The following is an 18,914-nucleotide window of genomic DNA, read 5'->3' as shown; positions in this document are numbered from 1 at the left end:
GGAGTGGTCATGGCGACCGTGGATTCCAAAGGTACCTTCTACGCCCTGGGCGCCTATTTCCTGTGGGGCATAGCCCCGGCCTACTTTAAGCTGATCCAGGCGGTACCGGCCACCGAAATCCTCACCCACAGGGTGGTCTGGTCCTGCGTGCTGCTGTTGGGCCTGCTGCTGGGGCTGCGCAAACTGGCAGCGGTGCGCCAGGTCTTTCGCCAGCGCCGCCAGTGGCAGACCCTGCTGCTGACTGCCTGCCTTATCGCCACCAACTGGGGCCTCTTTATCTGGGCCATCAACAGTAACCACATGCTGGAAGCCAGTCTGGGCTATTACATCAATCCCCTGATCAACGTGGCCCTTGGCATGTTGTTCCTGGGAGAGCGGCTGCGCCGCCTGCAGTGGGTCGCCCTGGCCCTGGCCGCCCTTGGGGTGCTGGCCCAGCTGATCGCCTACGGCAGCCTGCCCTGGATAGCCCTGGTGCTGGCCACCTCTTTTGGCCTTTATGGGCTCTTTCGCAAGAAGGTGCCGGTGGACCCTATCGCCGGCCTGTTCGTGGAAACCCTACTGCTGCTGCCGGCAGCCCTGGTCTACCTCTGGTGGCTCGACAGCCCCACTGGCATGAGCCACAACACCTGGCAGCTCAACGGCCTGTTGATCGCCGCAGGGGTGGTCACCACTGTGCCCTTATTGTGCTTTATCGCGGCGGCCAGGCACCTGCCTTTGTCGGTACTGGGCTTCTTCCAATACATAGGCCCCAGCCTGACCTTTGTGCTGGCAGTGGCCGTTTACGGAGAGTCCTTCGATCCCCACAAGGCCCTGACCTTCCTCTTTATCTGGGGTGCCCTGGGGGTCTTCGTGTTCGACGCCCTGCGCCAACAATACAAGCGGCGCCAAGCCAAGGCCTGAGTCCCTTTTGGCCCACTGGACTAGGCTAAGGGAAAAGCCCTTGCCGAGGTGGGCCATGACAAGATTGCTGCTGTTGACCTTGCTGCTGCTGGGGGCCTGCGCCTCCACCCAGGATGTGGAAGACCCCGGGGCCCTGCGCCAGGGGGAGATGATCCGGGTTACCCTCAAGGATGGCCGCAGCCTGCAGGGTCTCTACCAAGGTCAGACTGACGAACTGCTGATGACGTCCAAAGGCTCTGTGCCCTTGGCCCAGGTGGCCGGCATAGAGCACAGGGAGGGCCCCCAAGGGGAAAAAGCCAATGCCCTAGCCAAGTTGTTCAACAACAGCCTGCTGGTGGCCATAGGCGTATTGGGCCTGGTGTTATTGCTATGAAAAAGGCCGCCCTTTGGGGCGGCCTTTTTTGGTGTGGTTGGCGGGGTCAGAGCGCTTCTAGGCGGGCGTAAGCCACCACCAGCCATTTGGGGCCGGCATCGTCGAAGGCCACCTGCACCCGCGACTGGGGCCCGGTACCTTCGTAGTTGATGATGATGCCGTCGCCGAACTTGGCGTGGCGCACCCGCTGGCCCAGGCTCAGGCCGGTTTCGTTGAACTGGTCCTGGCGCTTTTGGTACTGGGGCGCCGGGCGGCTGACCTGGGTGCGCATCCGCACCTCTTCCAGGCAGTCCTGGGGGATTTCCCGCAGGAAGCGGCTGGGAGTGTGGTACTCGTCCCGGCCGTAGAGGCGGCGTGACTCGGCGTAGCAGAGGTAGAGCTTTTTCATGGCCCTGGTCATGCCTACGTAGCAAAGGCGCCGCTCTTCCTCGAGGCGATCCGGGTCGGTGACCGACTGCATCGACGGGAACATGCCCTCCTCCACCCCCACCAGGAACACCAGGGGGAATTCCAGGCCCTTGGCGGTGTGCATGGTCATCATCTGCACCGCGTCTTCGAACTCGTCGGCCTGGGTGTCGCCGGACTCCAGGGCGGCGTGGGCCAAAAAGGCGTTCAGCTCGCTCATCTCCTCGCTGCCTTCCGGCGGCTCGAAGTCCTGGGTGGCGGACACCAGTTCTTCCAAGTTCTCTACCCTGGCCTGGCCTTTCTCGCCCTTCTCGGCCTGGTACATGGCAAAGAGGCCGGACTCCTTGATGGCAATGTCCACCTGGCGGCCCAGGGCCTGGTCACAGCCCTGCTCTTCCAGGTTGTCCACCAGGGTCATAAAGCCCTGCACGGCATTACCGGCCCGCCCCGACAGTACCTTGGCGTCCAGCAACTGGCGGCAGGCCCGCCACAGGGTGGTGCCCTGTTCCCTGGCCTGCTGGCGCACTATGCCGATGGTGCGATCGCCAATGCCCCTGGCCGGGGTGTTGACCACCCGTTCGAAGGCGGCGTCGTCGTCGCGGCTGGCCATCAGCCGCAGGTAGGCCAGGGCGTCCTTGATCTCCTGGCGCTCGAAAAAGCGCAGGCCGCCGTAGATGCGGTACTTGATGCTTTCCCGCAGCAGGGCGTCTTCCAGCACCCGCGATTGGGCGTTGTTGCGATAGAGGATGGCGGCATCGGACCAGCGGCCGCCCTCGTCCACCCAGGCCTGGATACGGCCCACCACGAAGCGGGCTTCGTCGATTTCGTTAAAGCCGGCGTATACCGACACCGGCTCCCCGGCCTTGCCTTCGGTCCACAGATCCTTGCCCAGCCGCTCGGCGTTGTGGGTGATAAGGCCATTGGCGGCCTTGAGGATGGTGCCGGTGGAGCGGTAGTTCTGCTCCAGGCGAATGGTGGTGGCGGGGGCAAAGTCTTCCAGGAAGCGGTGGATGTTGTCGACCCGGGCACCGCGCCAGCCGTAGATGGACTGGTCGTCGTCACCGACGATCATCACGTGGCTCTGGGGGCCGGCCAACAGGCGCAGCCAGGCGTACTGGATGCTGTTGGTGTCTTGGAATTCGTCCACCAGCACGTGTTGGAAGCGGGCCTGGTAATGTTCCCGCAGGTGCGGGTTATCCCGCAGCAGCTCCAGGGCCCGCAGCAGCAGCTCGGCAAAGTCCACCAGGCCGGCCAGCTCACAGGCGCTCTGGTAGGCCTCGTAGATCTGGTGCCAAAGCTTGTCCACCGGGTCCTGGGGCTCGATATGCTTGGGGCGCAGCCCTTCGTCCTTCTTGCCGTTGATGTAGCCCATGGCCTGGCGGATGGGCCATTTCTTTTCGTCGATATTGAGGCTGCGCATCACCCGTTTCACCAGCCGGTACTGGTCGTCGGAGTCGAGGATCTGGAAGTTCTCCGGCAGCTTGGCGTCCTGGTGATGAAAACGCAGCAGCCGGTGGGCCAGGCCGTGGAAGGTACCCAGCCACATGCCCCGCAGCTGGCCGCCCATCAGCTGCTCCACCCGGCCACGCATTTCGCTGGCGGCCTTGTTGGTGAAGGTGACCGCCATCACGGCGTAGGGGGAGACGTTTAACCCCTGGATAAGAAAGGCGATCCGGTGCACCAGCACCCGGGTTTTACCGGAGCCGGCGCCAGCCAGCACCAGCAGGTTGGATTGGGGGGCGGCAACCGCCTCCCGTTGCTTGCCGTTCAGGCCGTCCAGCAGGTGCGCTACATTCATGGGGATTTATACAGTGGTTAACGTGGCGGCCATTATAGCAACTGGCGCAGCGAGGCCAATGATTGAAACTCGAAATGGGGCAGCAACAAGCCCTTGCCCTGGCTCTTGATGGAGAGCCCCTCTGGGTTGTACCAGGCGGCCTGATAGCCGGCCTGCAAGGCGCCCTGGATGTCGTCCCGCAGGTGATCCCCTATATGCAATATGGCCTTGGGGGTCAGTTTCAGGTGCTGGGCGGCAGCCAGGAACAGGTCCGGGGCCGGTTTCATGCGGCGGCTGGCGCCGGCATGGAAGGCCCCCTTGAAGTACTTGCCCAAGCCCAGGCGCTCGATGTCGGCATTGCCGTTGGAAATGGCCACCAGGGGCCGGCGGCTGGACAGCTGCTCAAGCAGCAGGTGGATCTCCGGGCCCAGGGTGCAGTCGGAGCGCCACTCCAAGAAGTGGGCCATGGCAGCGTCGGCCAGGCCCTGTGCCTGGTTGACCCCCAGGGCGGTCAGGCCCCGGCTCAGGGCCTGGTGGCGGCTGGCGGTGGCGTCATGGGCCAACATGGGGTCTTCGCTGATGACCCTCTGCCGCCATTGCCAGAAATAGGGGCCGCTGTCGGCCAGGGTCTTGACCCGCTCGGCCAGCCATTGCTGCAGCTTGGCCTCGGCGCTACGTATCAAGGGCCCGTTGTCGTAGAGGGTGTCGTCCAGGTCGAAGCTGATGGCGGCAATGGGGCCCAGGGGGCGGTAGTGGATCATTTGCGTCTCGCTCTTGGGTGGGCGGCATCGTAGACCTTGGCCAGGTGCTCCATATCCAGATGGGTGTAGATCTGGGTGGTAGCCAGTTGGCTGTGGCCCAGCAACTCCTGTACGGCCCGCAAGTCGCCGCTGGATGACAGCAGATGGGTGGCAAAGCTGTGGCGCAGCTTGTGGGGGTTGAGGTGGCTGTCCAGGCCGCTGCGTTTGGCGTACTGGCCAAAGCGCTGCTGCACCGACCGGGCCGAGATGCGCTTGCCCTGGCGGCTGAGGAACAGGGCCCGCTCACCTCCTTGGCTGAACTGGCCGCGCAGTTGCCGCCATTTGCCGATAGCCTCCAGGGCCTTGCTGCCCACCGGCACTATCCGTTCTTTGTTGCCTTTGCCGGTGACCCGCACTTCGCCGTCATTGATATGGTCCACATCCACCCCCACCAGCTCCGACAGGCGCAGGCCGCAGCTGTACATCAGCTCCAGCATGGCCCTGTCCCGCACCAGCAAGGGGTCCTGGCTGCCGTTGGCAAAGAGGCGGCCGGTTTCGTCGAGATCCAGGGCCTTGGGCAGCCTTTTCGGTTGGCGGGGGGTCTTGACCCGGCTGGCGGGGTTGTCTGCCACCAGGCCCAGGTGCAGGCCGTAGTCGTAGAAGCTGCGCAGGGCCGACAGGCCCTGGGCCATGGACTTGGGTGACTGGCCCCGGCGAGTCTCACTGGCCAGCCACTGGCGGATATGGCCTTCGTCCAGGGCGTCGAGGCGGTGTATCCCCAGGTCGGCAAAGAAGTCCGCCTGGGCTTGCAACTGGCGCCGGTAGGCGGCCAGGGTTTGCTCCGACCGTTGGCGCTCGGCGTGAAGATGACGCAGGAAGGCGGGCAGGGCCTCAGCGAAGCTTGCCATGGCTCAGGGCCGCTATCCTAAGGGCCAGCACTTCGCAGAGCTGACTGATAAGCAGGGCGTCCATATCCGGCTGGAAATGACCGGCATCGGGGGAGGCAATCACCCAGATCCCCAGCAATTGGCCCTGGTGGCGCACCGGCATCAAGGCCAGGGACTCGGCCCGCTGCGGCACATGGCCCAGCAGCAGGCGCTTTTCATCCTCGGTGAGGCGGCCGAAGTAAGGGCCTTTTTTCAGCCGTTCGTAAACGGTGGCAAGGGCCTTGTGCTGGGTTTCCGCCAGGCGAGAGCAGAGCACCAGCCGGCTGATCTCCATGCCCAGGTGCAAGCGCACCCCTTCGCTGAGCAGGGCCAGCAGTTGATCCAGGGTGCTGGCCCCCATCACATCTACCCCCAGGCGGTGGCAGGCGCGGGCTACCTGCTCGTTGTGGGCGGCCACGCCGAGCAGGGCGGTGATCTCTTCTTCCAGGTCACGGTGACGGTGGCGGGCCAGCTCCAGCTGGCGCTCCAGCAAGGAGACGGTGCCGCGCTCGCCGTGGGGCAGGCGCAGCCTGACCAGCAGCTCGGGGTTGCGGCAGAAAAAGTCCGGGTTCGACTCCAGGTACTCGGCGATGAGGTCTTCGTCCAAAGCCAGCAGGCTGGCGGTGTTGCTCTCGCTCATAGATGGATCTGTCCGTCGTAAACGTGTTCGGCCGGGCCTGTCATATACAGGGGCTCTCCCGGGCCCGCCCAGCTGATGCTCAGGGTGCCGCCTGGCAAGTCCACCTGGACCTTGCGGCCCAGTTTCTCCTGCAGTTGCCCCACCACCACGGCGGCGCAGGCGCCGCTGCCACAGGCCTGGGTTTCGCCGCTGCCCCGTTCAAAGACCCGCAACCGAATGCGGTCGCGGCTCTGCACTTCCATGAAACCGACGTTGACCCCTTCGGGGAAACGGTCGGAGCTGCCCAGCAGCGGCCCCACCTGTTCCACCTCGGCGTCCTTGACGCTGTCTACGGTCAACACGCAATGGGGGTTGCCCATGGACACGGCGCCGATAAAGAAGGTCTGGTCACCTTCCCGCAGTATGTAGGTCTTTTCTTCCTTCTGGGCCCGAAAGGGTACCTGGCCCGGGTCCAGCACCGGCACACCCATGTTCACCGTGACCAGGTTGTCCTTGTCGATGTTCAGGGTGATTTTGCCGTTCTTGGTGGACACCTTGATCCGGTTCTTGTTGGTCAGACCCTTAAGCCGCACGAAACGGGCAAAGCAGCGGGCGCCGTTGCCGCACTGCTCCACCTCGGAACCGTCGGCGTTGAAGATCCGGTAATGAAAGTCCAGGTCCGGATCGTAGGGCGGCTCCACCACCAGCAGCTGGTCAAAGCCGATGCCGGTGTGGCGATCGGCGAGCTTCTGGATCTGTTCGGCCGAGAAAAAGGCGTTCTGGGTGACGTTGTCCACCACCATAAAGTCGTTGCCCAGGCCGTGCATTTTGGAGAACTGGACTAGCATGACGCCTCCGGCAGCAGCTGTTCACCGGCCCAAAGGCTCTCCACGGTCTCCCGCTGGCGGATCAGCACTGCCTGGCTACCCTGCACCATCACTTCGGCCGCCCTGGGCCTGCTGTTGTACTGGGAACTCATCACAAAACCATAGGCCCCGGCGCCGCCAATGGCCACCAGGTCCCCTTCCTCGGCGCCCAGAGGCACGTCTTTGGCCAGCCAGTCGCCGGTTTCGCAGACCGGGCCCACCAGGTCGGAAAGGGGGCCGTTTTGCTGGGCCTGGTTGATGGGCAGCACCGGCATCACCGCCTGATAGAGGGTGGGGCGCATCAAATCGTTCATGCCGGTGTCGAGGATCACGAAGCGCTTGAAGCCGTTGTCCTTGGTCATCTCCACCCTGCCCACCAACAGGCCGGCATTGGCCACCAGGGCCCGGCCCGGCTCCAGCACCAGGGTCAAACCGGCGGGGATCAGCGGCAGTATCTCGGCCAGGTAGTCGGCCGGCTTGGGGGGCTGCTCGTCGGTGTAGGTGACCCCCAGGCCGCCGCCGATATCGATATGGGCCAGCTCGATGCCGTCGGCCTGCAGCTGCTCGCGCAGGGCCAGCAGCCGCTTAAGGGCGGCCACGAAGGGCTCGGTTTCGGTCAGCTGGGAGCCGATATGGCAGTCCACCCCCAGCACCTTGAGGTTGGGCAGGCTGGCGGCTTTACGGAAGGCGTCCGGGGCCATCAGGATGTCGATGCCGAACTTGTTTTCCTTGAGGCCGGTGGCGATGTAGGGGTGGGTCTTGGCGTCCACGTCGGGGTTGACGCGGATGCTGATGGGGGCCACCAGGCCCAGTTCGCCGGCCACGCCGTTGAGGCGATCCAGCTCGGCCACTGATTCGACGTTAAAGCAGTGGATGCCGGCCTTGAGGGCCTGGGCCATTTCGCTGCGGGTCTTGCCGACCCCGGAAAACACCACCTTGGCCGGGTCGCCACCGGCGGCCAGTACCCGTGCCAGCTCGCCGCCTGAGACGATGTCAAAACCGGCGCCCAGGCGGGCCAGCAGGTTCAGTACCGCCAGGTTGGAGTTGGCTTTGACCGCAAAGCAGATCAGGTGCTTGCGCCCTTTAAGGGGGCTGGCAAAGGCCTGGTAAGCCTGCTCTATGGCGGCTCGGGAGTAGAGATAAAGGGGCGTGCCGAACTGGTCGGCCAGGTCGGCCACGGCGGCGTCTTCCAGCATCAGCTGCTGGTTCTGATAGTGGTGGCTCATGATTGGGGCTCGCTGGGCTGGTTGTCCGGTGCCGGTTGCGGCATGTAAAGCGGGCCCTTCTGGCCACAACCAGCGAGGAGCAGGCCAACGATGGCCAGGAAAAAGAGGCGCTTTCTCACGTTCGTTCTGGGTCGGATTTATCAGGTTCTGACCCTATAATCGCACTACCCAAGCCAATTGCAAAACCGAAGGTAAAAGATGAACGACAGCCAGTACGAGGACATCACAGACGCCCTGTTGTTGGCCATTGAAGACGCAGTGGAAAGTGCCGCCGAACAGAACGGCCTGGACATCGAAGTGGAGTCGGTTGGCGGCAAGGTGGACCTGATCTTCCCGGACCGCAGCAAGATCATCCTCAACAAGCAGCCGCCGCTGCAGCAGATCTGGGTGGCCACCAAGTTCAACGGCCACCATTTCGGCTTCCAGGACGGGCAATGGATAGACGTGCGTTCCGGCGCCGAGCTCTTTGCCTTCTTGGATGAAGCCGTCAGCCGTCAGGCCGGCAGCGCCATCACCTTAGGGCTCTGACAGGGTCGTGGTGGTCAAGGGCTGCATCTGCCAGCCCTCTTCATTTTCCGACAGCTCGTAATACTGCGGCAGGTTGAAGGTGGTGCTGGGGCACAGGCTTTCTTTCTGGGTGTAGAAGCGGCTGATCAGGGTCACCAGGTTGGCCTTGTCCATGGCCGGATAGTGGTAATAGCTGATCTGGTTGTGTTCGTTGGACACGTACAGGCTGTAACCGTCCTGGCGGTTAATAAAGAAGAACTGCACCAGGCCGCACAGGGCGTGGCCGTACACAGGTGGCGGCACCTGATGGTCCTGGGCGCGGTTTTGCTGCTCCAGTTTGGCCGCCGACAGCCGGGCATAGAAGGCCACCGGATCGGTCATCTCCTGCCAGCGCAGTTCACCGGCCTGGCGCCAGAACACCCACTTGCTATTGCCCACGCACAGGGTCCAGGGCCCCTGGGCCAGCCGTTCCTGTGCCTTGGCGATAAGGTCCATCACCCGGTGGGCTATGGTTTCCCCCAACTGGCTGGCAAAGCAATGGATATGTACCCGCTTGTTGGCCAGGGCGTCCTTGGGCAGCAGCGGCAGCAACACCAGCAGCAGTTCGGCCAGGGCCCGCTCGCCCCTGAAGGTCTGCACCATGGCTTCACCCCAGGTGTTGCGCAGCACCAGGGTCAGTTCGTTGACCAGCACTTCCCTGTCCTTGCCGAAATTCAAGGGGTCGCAGTCCAGGTCGCTGCGCTTGACCTTGATATGGTCGGTGGCGTCCTGCTCCAGGTTGATAAGGATCTGGGCCCTTTCTAACTGGGCCGGCTGGGCCAGGATCTGGTCGGCCGGGTCGGGCTTTTGGCTCAGCCAGGTCAGGCTGCGACAAAGGCTGTCCAGGGTGTCCAGGTCCAGCTTGTCGCATTCGAGCTTGAGTTCGGTTTGGTTGGTGATAAAGCCGTTGAGCAAACACCAGGCCAACAGACCCGGCAGCTCGGTCCATTGGTAGAGAGTCTTGCCGGACTGGGGGCAGTTGAGCTGCCACTGGTCATCGGCCTTGACCACCAGGGTCGGCTGGCCCACGTCCACCCCGGGGGGCAGACACAGCTGAGGCAGCTTGTGGGGCTTTTCGGCGAAGGTGGCGTCCAGCTTGCGGCTCAGCACCGTCAGTTCAATGGGGCACAGGCGCGATACGGTGCCGGTGCGGCGGAACAGTTCCCTGGCTTCGTGCAGGCCGGCCAGCATCTGCTCGCGCAGGCGCTGATGCCATTGCTTGAGTTCCACCAGTGGCCAGTCGCGGTGGGCCTGAAATTGCTGGCGCCGGGCCAGGTCCCAGCCCCAGGACTGGGCCAGGTCCCCCAGCACCTGGGCATGGTGCTGGGACAGCTCCATCAGGTTGTCGCCGCCGCATTTGAGGTAGAGACAGCCACGGGCCATTTCCAGGTCGGCCGGAGCCAGGCCCTGGCGGGCCAGGTAGGCTTCCAGCTGCACGTAAGGGTCCAGGGCCAGGATCTCGGTCTCCCCCTGGTGCAGGGCCCGGCGGAACTCGTTGCTGAGCAGTTTGACCTTGGGGAACTGGCGGGCGTAGACCGACATCAGGGTCAGCTTCAGCAGCGCCTTGTAGGGGTTTTCAATGCCCTTGTAGAGCAGCCAGAGCATGGAGCCCAGGAACTCGTCCGGCGGTATGGGATCGGGGGCGCCCAGGTCAATCCACTGCTCCGGGTCGACGCCGTTGGCGAAGAGGTGAGCCTTGGCCTGCAGATAGGGGCGGCGGTCATCCGGGGAAATCAACAGCCACACCGGCAACTGGCCGGCCAGGCAGATGGCGCTGCGGTAGAACTCGTCCAGCAGCAGCCAGTGCTGGAAGCTGCCGCAGGACTCGCCGCTCATGCCCTGCTTGTTGCCTTGGCGGAATTCGTCCGGGTCGATCAGGAAGAAGGTCAGGTCCATGCCCTGGCCCTTGCCCCAGTCGGTCAGGCGCTGGCACTTGGCCTCGAGGGCGGCGCGTTGGGCAGCGCCCAGGCTGGGCCTGTGGCAGACCCAGATGTCCAGGTCCGAACAGCGGGTCTGGCCCAGGGTGCCGGTGGACCCCATGGAATAGACGGCTTGGATGTCGTGTTGGACCGGGGTTTGGGTCTCGATGCCCAGGCGGTTGGCCAGGCGCCGGCGCAAGGGCTGGTCTTCGACGCCGTTGACCCCATGGGGGGCCTCTTCCTCACCGCCGGGCAGGGCCGGGTGCTGGCAATGCAGCAGGGCTGGCACCAGGTCGAATACCATGGCTGCCTGCGGGGTCATGGCCTGGCGGGCCAGACGGCGGCGCTCGGCATGCAGGGCAGCAATGTTCAGGGTGAGTTCGTCGAGACTGAGGTTAGACATGAACCAAGGAAAGTGTTAATTCGGTCACATTTTAAACCCTGGCGACCCTTTCGCCAACGCCCATATTCCAGATTGACAGTGGGGGTATAGGTATACTGCTGACATTATTAGAAAAATGGGTGATTTAAAATGCCAAGATGGGCGTGGATCGGGCTATTGGGATTGGCCTTGCCGGCCCTGGCCCAAGACCTGCAACTGGCTCGCTCCCTGTTGTGCCGGGACGTGGTGCAGCGGGAACCGGCCGGTATCATAGAAGCCGAGCAACTGCCGGCCGGGGTCGACAAGCTGGTGCTCTTTACCGAGATCAAAGACGGCAGCGGCCAGAAGGTGCATCATCGCTGGTACCACAATGGCGAGCTGCAGGCGGACGTGGCGCTGCGCATCGGCGCCGACCGCTGGCGCACCTGGTCGGAAAAGAAGGTCAGCCCAGGTCAGTGGCGCCTGGAAGTGCTGAACGATGGCGGCGATTTGCTTTACCAGCGGACTTTGACCCTGGGGCCCGTCGAAAGCCCGTCCCCCTAGTGGTAGGATGAGCCCAGAGCAATAGAAGGCGATCAAGATGTCTCAACCCGTGCGTATTGCCACCCGGCAAAGCCCCCTGGCCCTTTGGCAGGCCGAGTATGTCAAAGCGGCCCTGGAAGCCGCCCACCCCGGCCTGGTGGTGGAGCTGGTGCCCATGGTCACCAAGGGCGACAAGATCCTCGACACCCCCCTGGCCAAGGTGGGTGGCAAGGGGCTCTTCGTCAAGGAGCTGGAAGTGGCCATGCTCGAAGGCCGGGCCGACATCGCCGTGCATTCCATGAAAGACGTGCCGGTGGATTTCCCCGAGGGGTTGGGCCTGGTCACCATCTGTGAACGGGAAGACCCCCTGGACGCCTTTGTCTCCAACCATTACCCCAACCTTGAAGCCTTGCCGGCCGGTGCCGTGGTCGGTACCTCCAGCTTGCGCCGCCAATGCCAGCTCAGGGCCCGCCGCCCCGACTTGGTGGTCAAGGACCTGCGGGGCAACGTCAACACCCGCCTGGCCAAGCTGGACGACGGCCAGTATGACGCCATCATCCTGGCCTGTGCCGGCCTCAAGCGCCTGGGCATGGGCCATCGCATCAAGAGCGCCCTGAGCGCCGAACAGAGCCTGCCGGCCGTGGGCCAGGGCGCCGTCGGCATCGAAGCCCGCCTTAACGACCAGCGCATCCTCGCCCTGCTGGCCCCCCTTGGCCATGAAGCCACCCGCATCCGGGTAGCCGCCGAGCGGGCCATGAACAGCCGCCTGGAAGGGGGCTGCCAGGTTCCCATCGGCAGCTTTGCCCTGCTGGACGGCGACCAACTGTGGCTGCGCGGCCTGGTGGGTCAACCGGATGGCAGTGCCATAGTGGAAGGTGAAGTGCGGGGGCCGGCCAGTCAGGCCGAACAACTGGGCCAGCAACTGGGCCAGCAACTGCTGGACGCCGGTGCCAAGGCCATACTGGAAGCGGTTTACGGAAGACGCTTATGAGCCTTCTTATCGTCAGGCCACAACCCCAGGCCGAGCGGCTTGCCGCCCGCCTGGCCGAGGCCGCCATAGCCCATCAGGTCAGCCCTTTGCTGACCATCAGCCCGGTGGACCCTGCTCCGGAATTGGCTACCGAGCTGGCCGACGCCCAGTGGGTGGTGGCGGTGTCGGTGCATGCCGTGGCCGGGCTACCCTCGCCTCTACCCAAGGGCCCCCGTTACGCCGCTGTCGGCGAAGCCACGGCCCAGGCCCTGCGTGAGGCCGGCGCCGATGCGGTGCTGGTGGCCGACCCGCCGGATTCCGAAGGGTTGCTGGCCCAGCCGGCCCTGGCCAAGGTCCAGGACGAACGTATCCTGATCGCCAGGGGCAACGGTGGCCGCGAGCTGCTGGCCAAGACCCTGGCCGGGCGGGGCGCCCAGGTCCAGGTACGGGAAGTTTACCGGCGCCAACCTGTGCACCTGGCCCCGGAACAGGTGCTGGCCTGGCAGGACGCCGGTGTCGACCAGGTGCAGGTCACCTCCTGCAGCCTGCTGGACGCCCTTTTGGCCACCACGCCCCCTCCCCTTAAAGAGTGGCTGCTGGGCCTGACCCTGCTGGTACCCTCGGCACGGGTGGCCGAATACGCCCAAGGCCAGGGTTTCAGCCGGCTGGTGCAGCTCAAGGACGCCTCCGACGAGGCTATCATTCATTATTTCAAGGACAGCGCCGCCCCCATGACGGACAACACCGAGACTCCCAAAACACCGGCTCCGGCTCCGGCCGCTGCCCAAGCTCCCAAGACCAAGGAGGCCCCCAAGGGCAACAGCAAGGTCTCTGTCGCCCTGGCCCTGCTGGCCTTGTTGCTGGGTGCTGGCGCTTTAGGCCTGAGTGGCTGGACCGCCTACCAGCAATGGCTGCTGGCCAGCGCCCCCAAAGCTCCCCAAGTAGACCCGGCCGAGGTCAGCGCCCTGCAAAGCACCAGCCGCAGCCAGGCTGCTGGTCTGGCCGAGCAGAGCCGCCTGCTCAAAGAACAGGACCAGGCCCTGGCCAAACTGCGCCAACAGCTGCTTAAACTGCAACAGGACAAGGCCGACACCCAGAGCTGGCCCCGTGAAGAAGCGGCCATGCTGGTGCGGATGGCCAATCGCCGCCTCTACCTGAGCCAGGATCTGAACGTGGCCAAGGCGTTGCTGCGTGACGCCGACAATGCCCTGCGCCTCATGCCGGAGACCAGCGAGCTGCTGGCCTGGCGCCAGGCCATCGCCGCCGACCTGGCCAACCTGGCCGCCCAGGCCGATATCGACCGCACCGCCCTTGCCATGCGCCTGGCCGGGTTGTCGGCGCAGGTGGCCAAGCTGCCCCTGAACACCGTCAAGCTGCCCGACGTCAGCGACCAACGCGAAGATCTGACCCTGACCCAGGACAGCGGCGACTGGCGCGACAACCTGTCCAAGTCCTGGCAGAGCTTTGCAGACAATTTCATCAAGATCCGCAAGCGTGAAGACGAAGTGGCCCCCCTGATGAGCCCCAGCCACGAGGCCTATCTGCGCGAAGCCCTGGCCCTGGCCCTTAACGAAGCCAAGCTGGCCATGTTTGCCGGCGACCAGAGCCGCTACCAGGCCAGCCTGCGTCAGGTTCGCGACTGGTTGGACGGCTACGCCGACAGCGATGCCGACGCCACCAAGGCCTTTGTGGCCGAGCTGGACAAGCTGCTGGAAATGCCGGTGAGCCTGAGCCTGCCCGGCCAGCTCGATGCCCTGCGCTGGGCGGAGGCCAAGTCATGATCCGGCTGCTTATCCTGTTGGGCCTGCTGATCGCCGGCCTGGCGGCCGGTCCCATGCTGATGGGGGAAACCGGTTATGTGCTGGTGGCCCTGGGCCGCTGGACCCTGGAAACTTCGGTGGTGGGCCTGGCCTTTATGGTGCTGGCACTGCTGGTGCTGGTGTGGTGCCTGGACTGGCTGGTGCGCCGCCTGGCCCGCTCCTTTGGTTCGTCCCGCAGCTGGTTTGCCGACCGTGGTGGCCGCCGTGCCCATAAGAAGGCCTCCAAGGCCTGGGAACAGCTCTGGCAGGGCCAATATGGCCAAGCCGGCGCCGCCTTGGCGGCAGCTGTTCCCCATGCCCCCCTGCCCGACTTTCCGCGCCTGGCGGCGGCCTATGCCGAGCATAAGGCCGGTGACAAGGCCGAGCGCGACCGCCTGCTGGCGGAGCTGGAGCAGCCCTTGGCAGCCCCGGCCATGTTGCTGCACCTGGGGGATCTGGCGGCGGCTCGCCAGGCCTTCGACGCCCTGGCCGACGGCCTGCGCAGCAGCAAGGCCGGCAACCAGTTGGCGGCTCGTCTGGCCTTGGCCGAAGGGGAACTGGCCCTGCTCTGGCCGCACCTGGACAGCCTGAGCGACGTGGAAAGGGACCACTACTACCTGCCCGCCTTCCAGGCCAGGGCCCAGGTAGCGGCCTCAGAGGGCTTGGCCAGCCTGTCCCGCCTGGAGCAGGTGCTGGACCGGCACAGCCGCCAAAACCCCGAGATACTGGCGGTGTTGGCCAGCAGTTACGCCCAAGCCGGCGACAAGGCCAAGGGCCTGGAACTGCTGATGGGCGCCATCAAGCGGGAGCCGGCACCGGCACTGCTGGCAGTGTTACCGCAACTGGTGGGCCATGAAGATGCGGGAGCCACCCAGCGCCAACTGCTCAAATGGCACCACAAGCGGGACCGGGATCCGGCCTTGCTGGCCGCCCTGGGCCAGCTCAGCCTGCTGCAGGGAGACCTGCGCGAAGGCCAGCGCTACCTGGAAGCGGCCCTGGCCCTGCGGGACGAACGCCAGTGGCGTCAGGCCCTGGCCGAGGTGTTGGCTCGCCAGGGGGACCACAAAGGGGCTGTAGAGCTGTATCGCCAGCTCGCCTGAATGACACCGGGGCCAAGGCCCCGGTTTTTTATGCCCGGCAAAAACGGTTGATTGCGCTAGTCTTTTCTTAGACGTTGGAGGCGCCATGATGCTCAGATACTGGTTATGCTGCCTGGTCGCCCTGGCCCCCATGCTCCAGGCGGCCGAACCCCTGTTGTCGTCCCGCTTTGCGGATATCGCCTATGGCAGCCAGGACAGTTTTATCCAGGACCTGCTGCGCCAGCGGGCTCCTGCCAATATCAATGCCCCCGGCGCCCGCTACCGCAATCCTCTGGTCAGCGAGGTGCAGTGGCACGGCAAGGAAGGCCTGGTGATGACCCAGCAGGCCTGGTTCCTCGGCCAACCCTACCAATTGGTGGTGGTGATCCTGCCCAGCGACAACAAACCCCTCTACAAGAGCCGGCGGGTGCTGATCGAGTGCCGCCTGCCCGGTGCCTTGAGCCGCAGCGAAGCCATTCAGCGCTGCTATCAGCAGCAGTCACGTCCCTGATTCATCCCTGGTTCCAGTGCCGGCTCTAGGCTCGGGTGCGCCTGTCCCTTTGGAGTGCTCCCATGGCAAGAATACCCGGCCTGCTGCTGGCCCTTTGGCTTTGCGCCTGCTCAGCCCCCGCCCCCTTGGGGTTGGCCGGGACTCTGATCCTGCCTGAAGGGGCCCAGTTGCCGGTCGGCGCCCGGGTTACCGTTTCCCTGGAGCAGTTCTCCACCGCCGACGGCCCAGTCCATACCCTGGCCAAGGCCGAGCTAGAACCGGACCATTGGCCATTGGCATTTCGTTTGTCCCTGCCACCGGCCCTGGCCCAGTCCAAGGGCCAATACGTGCTCAATGCCTGGGTAACCGACGGCAGCGGCCAGCTGTTATTTGTCCATCGCGTTCACAAGAGCCGCAATGGCCGCCACCTGACCGACCCGGCCCGCATCCAGTTGGTGCCCGTAGGCCGCTAAGCCTGGCGCTGGCACCTTTGGTGGGGCCAGAGTTGCCGTACGGCGCTTATCCCTTGAGCTGGTCTGTCAAAGCCGCTTAGATGGAGGCTCGGCCCTTCTTCCATCGGCAGTACTTCTCCATGAATCACCAACTCCAGGGCCTGGCGCTCTACTGGGATACCCTGCTCTACACCACCCGCATGGTGGCGCCCATCTTCCTGCTGGTACTGCTGGGGGCACTGCTGAAACGGGCCAGGCTGCTGGACGAAGCCTTCGTCCAGACCGGTTCACGCCTGGTGTTCCTGGTCTGCCTGCCGACCCTGGTGTTCATGTCCATCAGCCAGACCCATATCCGCCAGGTGCTGGACCTGCCACTGATGGGCCTGACCGCCCTGGCGGTGCTCTGTACCTACCTGGCCTGTGCTTTCTGGGCCAAGCTCAAGGGCCTGGCGGACGCAGACAGGGGGGCCTTCGTGCAGGGGGCCTTTCGTTCCAACTTCGGCATCATCGGCCTGGCCATGGCCATAAGTCTCTTTGGCGATGCTGGCCTGGCCCGGGCCTCGGTGCTGCTGGCCCTGGGCATTCCCATGTTCAACGTGCTGTCGATCCTGGCCCTGTCCAGCCGCGAACAGAACTGGCTGGCCACCTTCAAGAACGTCTGTAAGAACCCGTTGATCATCGCGGTGGTGCTGGCGTTACCCCTGTCGCTGATGGAGCTGGAGCTGCCCTCTGTGGTGGTGGATGCGGGGGAATCCCTGGGGCGCATGACGCTGCCCCTGGCGCTGCTGACCATAGGGGCCACCCTGAACCTGAGAGATCTGCGCTCAGACTCCAAGCTGGCCACCCAGGCCAGCCTGGTCAAGTTGGTGTGGATGCCGGGGGTGTTCAGCTTGCTGGCCTGGGCCCTGGGCTTTGCCGGCCAGGACGTGGCCCTGCTGTTTGTGATGCTGGGCTCGCCGACGGCGGCGGCAGCCTTTGTCATGGCCAGGGCCATGGGGGCCAACGCCCAGCTCACCGCCAACATCATCCTCGCCTCTACCCTGGGCTCGGTGCTGAGCCTGTCCGGCGGTATCTTCCTGATGCGGCTGTTCGGCCTGCTTTAAGCCCCGTGGATCTGCCGGTCGCGGCCGGCCAGTAACCCAAACAGGGTGGCGGCCAGGGCGATAGCGGCCAGCAGCGGCGCCACCGAGGTCCAACTGTCGAAGGCGTCATGCCAGGCGCCCACTGCCAAGGGTCCCAGGGCCGCCAGGGTATAACCCAGCCCCTGGGCCATGCCCGACAAGCGGGCCGCCACCTGGCTGTCGGCACTGCGCAGCACCAGCAGCGCCAGGGCCAGGCCAAAAGAGGCCCCCTGGCCCATGCCCAGCACTATGCCCGCCGGCCAAAGCCAAGCCGGGCTACCCAGCAGCACCAACATCAACCCCGCCAACACCAGCCCCATGGCCAGCAGTATCGGCAGCTTCTGGTTACGGCCGAGGTGACTCAAGGACGGCGCCAGCAGCGCCGCCGGCGCCTGGATAAAGATCGATACCGAAGTGAGCCAGCCGGCCTGTTCTGGAGTCAGGCCGCAGCTGATCAGCATGCTGGGCAGCCAGGCGAAGACGGTATAGGCCAGGGAGGATTGCAAGCCCATATAGAGGGTGACTTGCCAGGCTAGGGAGGAGTGCCACAGGGGCTTGGGCCTTACCGCCGGCAGGTTGGGCTGGGCCTTGTCCTGGCGGCGCCAGGCGAGCAGGGCCAGTACGGCGGGCAGGGCCCAGAAGGCCAGGGCCTGGCTGGGAGCATCCAGCAGCCTGGCCAGGGGCACCATGGTACCGGCGGCGGCCGCTGCCCCCAGGCACAGGGCCATGGTGTAAAAACCTGTCATCAGGCCGGCGTGGCGCGGGTAGTCCCGTTTGACGATGCCGGGCAGCAACACCCCTGCCACACCGATGCCGGCCCCGGCCAGGGTCATGCCCAGGAACAGGGCCCAGGGGCTGCCCAGGCCCCTTAACAGCACGCCGCCGAGGATCGCCAGCAAGGCCAGGCGCACCGCCCAGCCCAGGCCAAGGCGGCGCGACAGCAGCGGCGCCAGGGGCGCAAACAGGCCCAGGCAGAGCACCGGCAGGGTGGTCAGCCAGCCGGCACTGGTGGCGCTCAGGCCCAGTTCCGGCAGCACCGGCCCCAGGCTGGACAGGGCCGGCCTCAGGTTGAGGGCGACCAGCAGCAGGGCCAGCAGATCAAATAAAGGCGTAAGCGTCGCCGAAGAGGTTTTCACGTACTGCTCCATGGGCCAGGAACAGATCCCTGGCGACCGCCGCCATCTCGAAGCGGCCGGCGATATAGATGTCGAAGCCGGACAGATCCGGGTTCATATCCTTGACCAGGTCTACCACCAGGCCCTGCTCACCGGCAAAGCCGGCGGGTTTGTCTTCCAGCACCGGTATGTAGCGCAGGCTCGGGTGCTGCTGGGCCAGGGCCTGCATTTCTTCGTGCAGGTAGAGGGCGTCGGGGGTTTTGCCGCCCCAGAACAGCTGGATGTCCCGAGCCGGGTCCAGGGTCAGGGCGCGGCGCACCAGGGCCCGCACATAGGAAAAGCCGGTGCCGCCGGCGATGAGGATCAGCGGCCGGGTGGAGTCTTCCCGCAGCTGGGCATGGCCGGCGGCCAGTTCCAGTTCCACCAGCTCATTATTGCGAAAATGCTCCACTACCTGCATGGCCCAGGAGTCGGGGCCGAAGGCGCCCAGGTGCAGCTCCAGGCTGGCTTCACCGGCCAGGGAGGCGATGGAGAAGGGGCGCTTGTCGTCTTCCGCCAACACCACCTTGAGGTATTGGCCGGCGGCAAAATCCACCCCTTGCGGCGCTTCGAGGCGCACATGGTAGACGGTGTCGGTAAAGGGGCGCACGTCCTGCACCCGGCATTGAATTCGTTGCATAACAGCTC

Annotated in this window: 20 protein-coding genes; 10 read left to right on the top strand and 10 right to left on the bottom strand. The window is 64.9% G+C overall.

The features are described 5' to 3' along the window. Positions 1 to 9: 9 nt before the first annotated feature. Together rarD and B3C1_RS05535 are read left to right on the top strand one after the other, a co-directional pair. Entirely contained in the window at positions 10 to 900 is an 891-nt protein-coding gene (rarD, locus tag B3C1_RS05540; protein WP_008483469.1) for an EamA family transporter RarD, read from the top strand. A 55-nt stretch (positions 901 to 955) separates the two neighbouring features. Further along, positions 956 to 1,273: a hypothetical protein gene (locus B3C1_RS05535; RefSeq protein WP_156804467.1), complete on the top strand. Its 318-nt coding sequence runs from the start codon at positions 956 to 958 to the stop codon at positions 1,271 to 1,273. A gap of 46 nt (positions 1,274 to 1,319) precedes the next feature. Here B3C1_RS05535 and uvrD read toward each other — a convergent pair whose 3' ends face one another. Genes uvrD through lptM form a run of 7 tightly spaced genes read right to left on the bottom strand, consistent with a single transcriptional unit; the run spans position 1,320 to position 7,951 of the window. Then, a complete protein-coding gene (uvrD, locus tag B3C1_RS05530; protein ID WP_008483467.1) occupies positions 1,320 to 3,476 on the bottom strand; it encodes a DNA helicase II in 2,157 nt (718 codons plus the stop codon). Between the two features lie 32 nt (positions 3,477 to 3,508). Continuing rightward, on the bottom strand, positions 3,509 to 4,216 hold the full coding sequence (locus B3C1_RS05525) for an HAD-IA family hydrolase (protein WP_008483466.1): 708 nt from the start codon (positions 4,214 to 4,216) through the stop codon (positions 3,509 to 3,511). After that, positions 4,213 to 5,103, bottom strand: coding sequence for a tyrosine recombinase XerC (xerC, locus tag B3C1_RS05520; protein ID WP_008483464.1), 891 nt, complete (start codon positions 5,101 to 5,103; stop codon positions 4,213 to 4,215). The genes B3C1_RS05525 and xerC overlap by 4 nt, the downstream gene beginning before the upstream one ends. Continuing rightward, positions 5,087 to 5,761, bottom strand: a complete 675-nt coding sequence (locus tag B3C1_RS05515) for a DUF484 family protein (RefSeq protein WP_008483463.1) — start codon at positions 5,759 to 5,761, stop codon at positions 5,087 to 5,089. The genes xerC and B3C1_RS05515 overlap by 17 nt, the downstream gene beginning before the upstream one ends. Continuing rightward, positions 5,758 to 6,588 (bottom strand): diaminopimelate epimerase, encoded by an 831-nt coding sequence (gene dapF, locus B3C1_RS05510; RefSeq protein WP_008483462.1) that lies wholly within the window; start codon positions 6,586 to 6,588, stop codon positions 5,758 to 5,760. The genes B3C1_RS05515 and dapF overlap by 4 nt, the downstream gene beginning before the upstream one ends. Then, positions 6,582 to 7,832 (bottom strand): diaminopimelate decarboxylase, encoded by a 1,251-nt coding sequence (gene lysA / locus B3C1_RS05505; RefSeq protein WP_008483461.1) that lies wholly within the window; start codon positions 7,830 to 7,832, stop codon positions 6,582 to 6,584. The genes dapF and lysA overlap by 7 nt, the downstream gene beginning before the upstream one ends. Beyond that, the gene (gene lptM, locus B3C1_RS19690; RefSeq protein WP_156804466.1) at positions 7,829 to 7,951 is read right to left on the bottom strand and encodes an LPS translocon maturation chaperone LptM; all 123 of its coding nucleotides are present in this window, start codon (positions 7,949 to 7,951) and stop codon (positions 7,829 to 7,831) included. Before lptM ends, lysA begins: the two co-directional genes overlap by 4 nt. Positions 7,952 to 8,030: 79 nt before the next feature. Here lptM and cyaY point away from each other — a divergent pair, with 79 nt between their 5' ends. Next, positions 8,031 to 8,360, top strand: coding sequence for an iron donor protein CyaY (gene cyaY / locus B3C1_RS05500; RefSeq protein WP_008483460.1), 330 nt, complete (start codon positions 8,031 to 8,033; stop codon positions 8,358 to 8,360). On the opposite strand, the gene B3C1_RS05495 is transcribed toward cyaY, so the two are convergent. Continuing rightward, entirely contained in the window at positions 8,349 to 10,700 is a 2,352-nt protein-coding gene (locus tag B3C1_RS05495; protein ID WP_008483459.1) for a class I adenylate cyclase, read from the bottom strand. The two genes, cyaY and B3C1_RS05495, sit on opposite strands and share 12 nt — an antisense overlap. 129 nt (positions 10,701 to 10,829) lie before the next feature. Here B3C1_RS05495 and B3C1_RS05490 point away from each other — a divergent pair, with 129 nt between their 5' ends. The 7 genes from B3C1_RS05490 (at position 10,830) to B3C1_RS05460 (ending at position 17,094) form a co-directional block, all read left to right on the top strand. Further along, complete coding sequence (locus B3C1_RS05490; RefSeq protein WP_083858263.1) at positions 10,830 to 11,222, top strand: DUF2914 domain-containing protein; 393 nt, start codon at positions 10,830 to 10,832, stop codon at positions 11,220 to 11,222. A gap of 37 nt (positions 11,223 to 11,259) precedes the next feature. Further along, complete coding sequence (gene hemC, locus B3C1_RS05485) at positions 11,260 to 12,192, top strand: hydroxymethylbilane synthase (RefSeq protein ID WP_008483455.1); 933 nt, start codon at positions 11,260 to 11,262, stop codon at positions 12,190 to 12,192. Beyond that, the gene (locus B3C1_RS05480; RefSeq protein ID WP_008483453.1) at positions 12,189 to 13,952 is read left to right on the top strand and encodes a uroporphyrinogen-III synthase; all 1,764 of its coding nucleotides are present in this window, start codon (positions 12,189 to 12,191) and stop codon (positions 13,950 to 13,952) included. Before hemC ends, B3C1_RS05480 begins: the two co-directional genes overlap by 4 nt. Next, positions 13,949 to 15,070, top strand: a complete 1,122-nt coding sequence (locus B3C1_RS05475; RefSeq protein WP_008483452.1) for a heme biosynthesis HemY N-terminal domain-containing protein — start codon at positions 13,949 to 13,951, stop codon at positions 15,068 to 15,070. Before B3C1_RS05480 ends, B3C1_RS05475 begins: the two co-directional genes overlap by 4 nt. 85 nt (positions 15,071 to 15,155) lie before the next feature. Beyond that, positions 15,156 to 15,560: a hypothetical protein gene (locus tag B3C1_RS05470; RefSeq protein WP_035481255.1), complete on the top strand. Its 405-nt coding sequence runs from the start codon at positions 15,156 to 15,158 to the stop codon at positions 15,558 to 15,560. A 62-nt stretch (positions 15,561 to 15,622) separates the two neighbouring features. Further along, positions 15,623 to 16,012 carry a YbaY family lipoprotein gene (locus B3C1_RS05465; protein WP_008483449.1) on the top strand — a complete coding sequence of 130 codons (390 nt, stop codon included), beginning with the start codon at positions 15,623 to 15,625 and terminating at the stop codon, positions 16,010 to 16,012. A 119-nt stretch (positions 16,013 to 16,131) separates the two neighbouring features. Continuing rightward, complete coding sequence (locus B3C1_RS05460) at positions 16,132 to 17,094, top strand: AEC family transporter (RefSeq protein WP_237750968.1); 963 nt, start codon at positions 16,132 to 16,134, stop codon at positions 17,092 to 17,094. Here the strand turns inward: B3C1_RS05460 and B3C1_RS05455 are convergent. Continuing rightward, positions 17,091 to 18,248 (bottom strand): MFS transporter, encoded by a 1,158-nt coding sequence (locus tag B3C1_RS05455; protein ID WP_008483447.1) that lies wholly within the window; start codon positions 18,246 to 18,248, stop codon positions 17,091 to 17,093. The two genes, B3C1_RS05460 and B3C1_RS05455, sit on opposite strands and share 4 nt — an antisense overlap. After that, the gene (fre, locus tag B3C1_RS05450) at positions 18,211 to 18,906 is read right to left on the bottom strand and encodes an NAD(P)H-flavin reductase (protein ID WP_008483446.1); all 696 of its coding nucleotides are present in this window, start codon (positions 18,904 to 18,906) and stop codon (positions 18,211 to 18,213) included. Before fre ends, B3C1_RS05455 begins: the two co-directional genes overlap by 38 nt. Between the last annotated feature and the right edge of the window lie 8 nt (positions 18,907 to 18,914).

The sequence above is a fragment of the Gallaecimonas xiamenensis 3-C-1 genome, from assembly GCF_000299915.1.
In the GTDB taxonomy this organism is placed as follows: domain Bacteria; phylum Pseudomonadota; class Gammaproteobacteria; order Enterobacterales; family Gallaecimonadaceae; genus Gallaecimonas; species Gallaecimonas xiamenensis.
The sequence above is the reverse complement of the archived record's forward strand: the minus strand, read 5'-3'. Positions and strand labels throughout refer to the sequence as shown.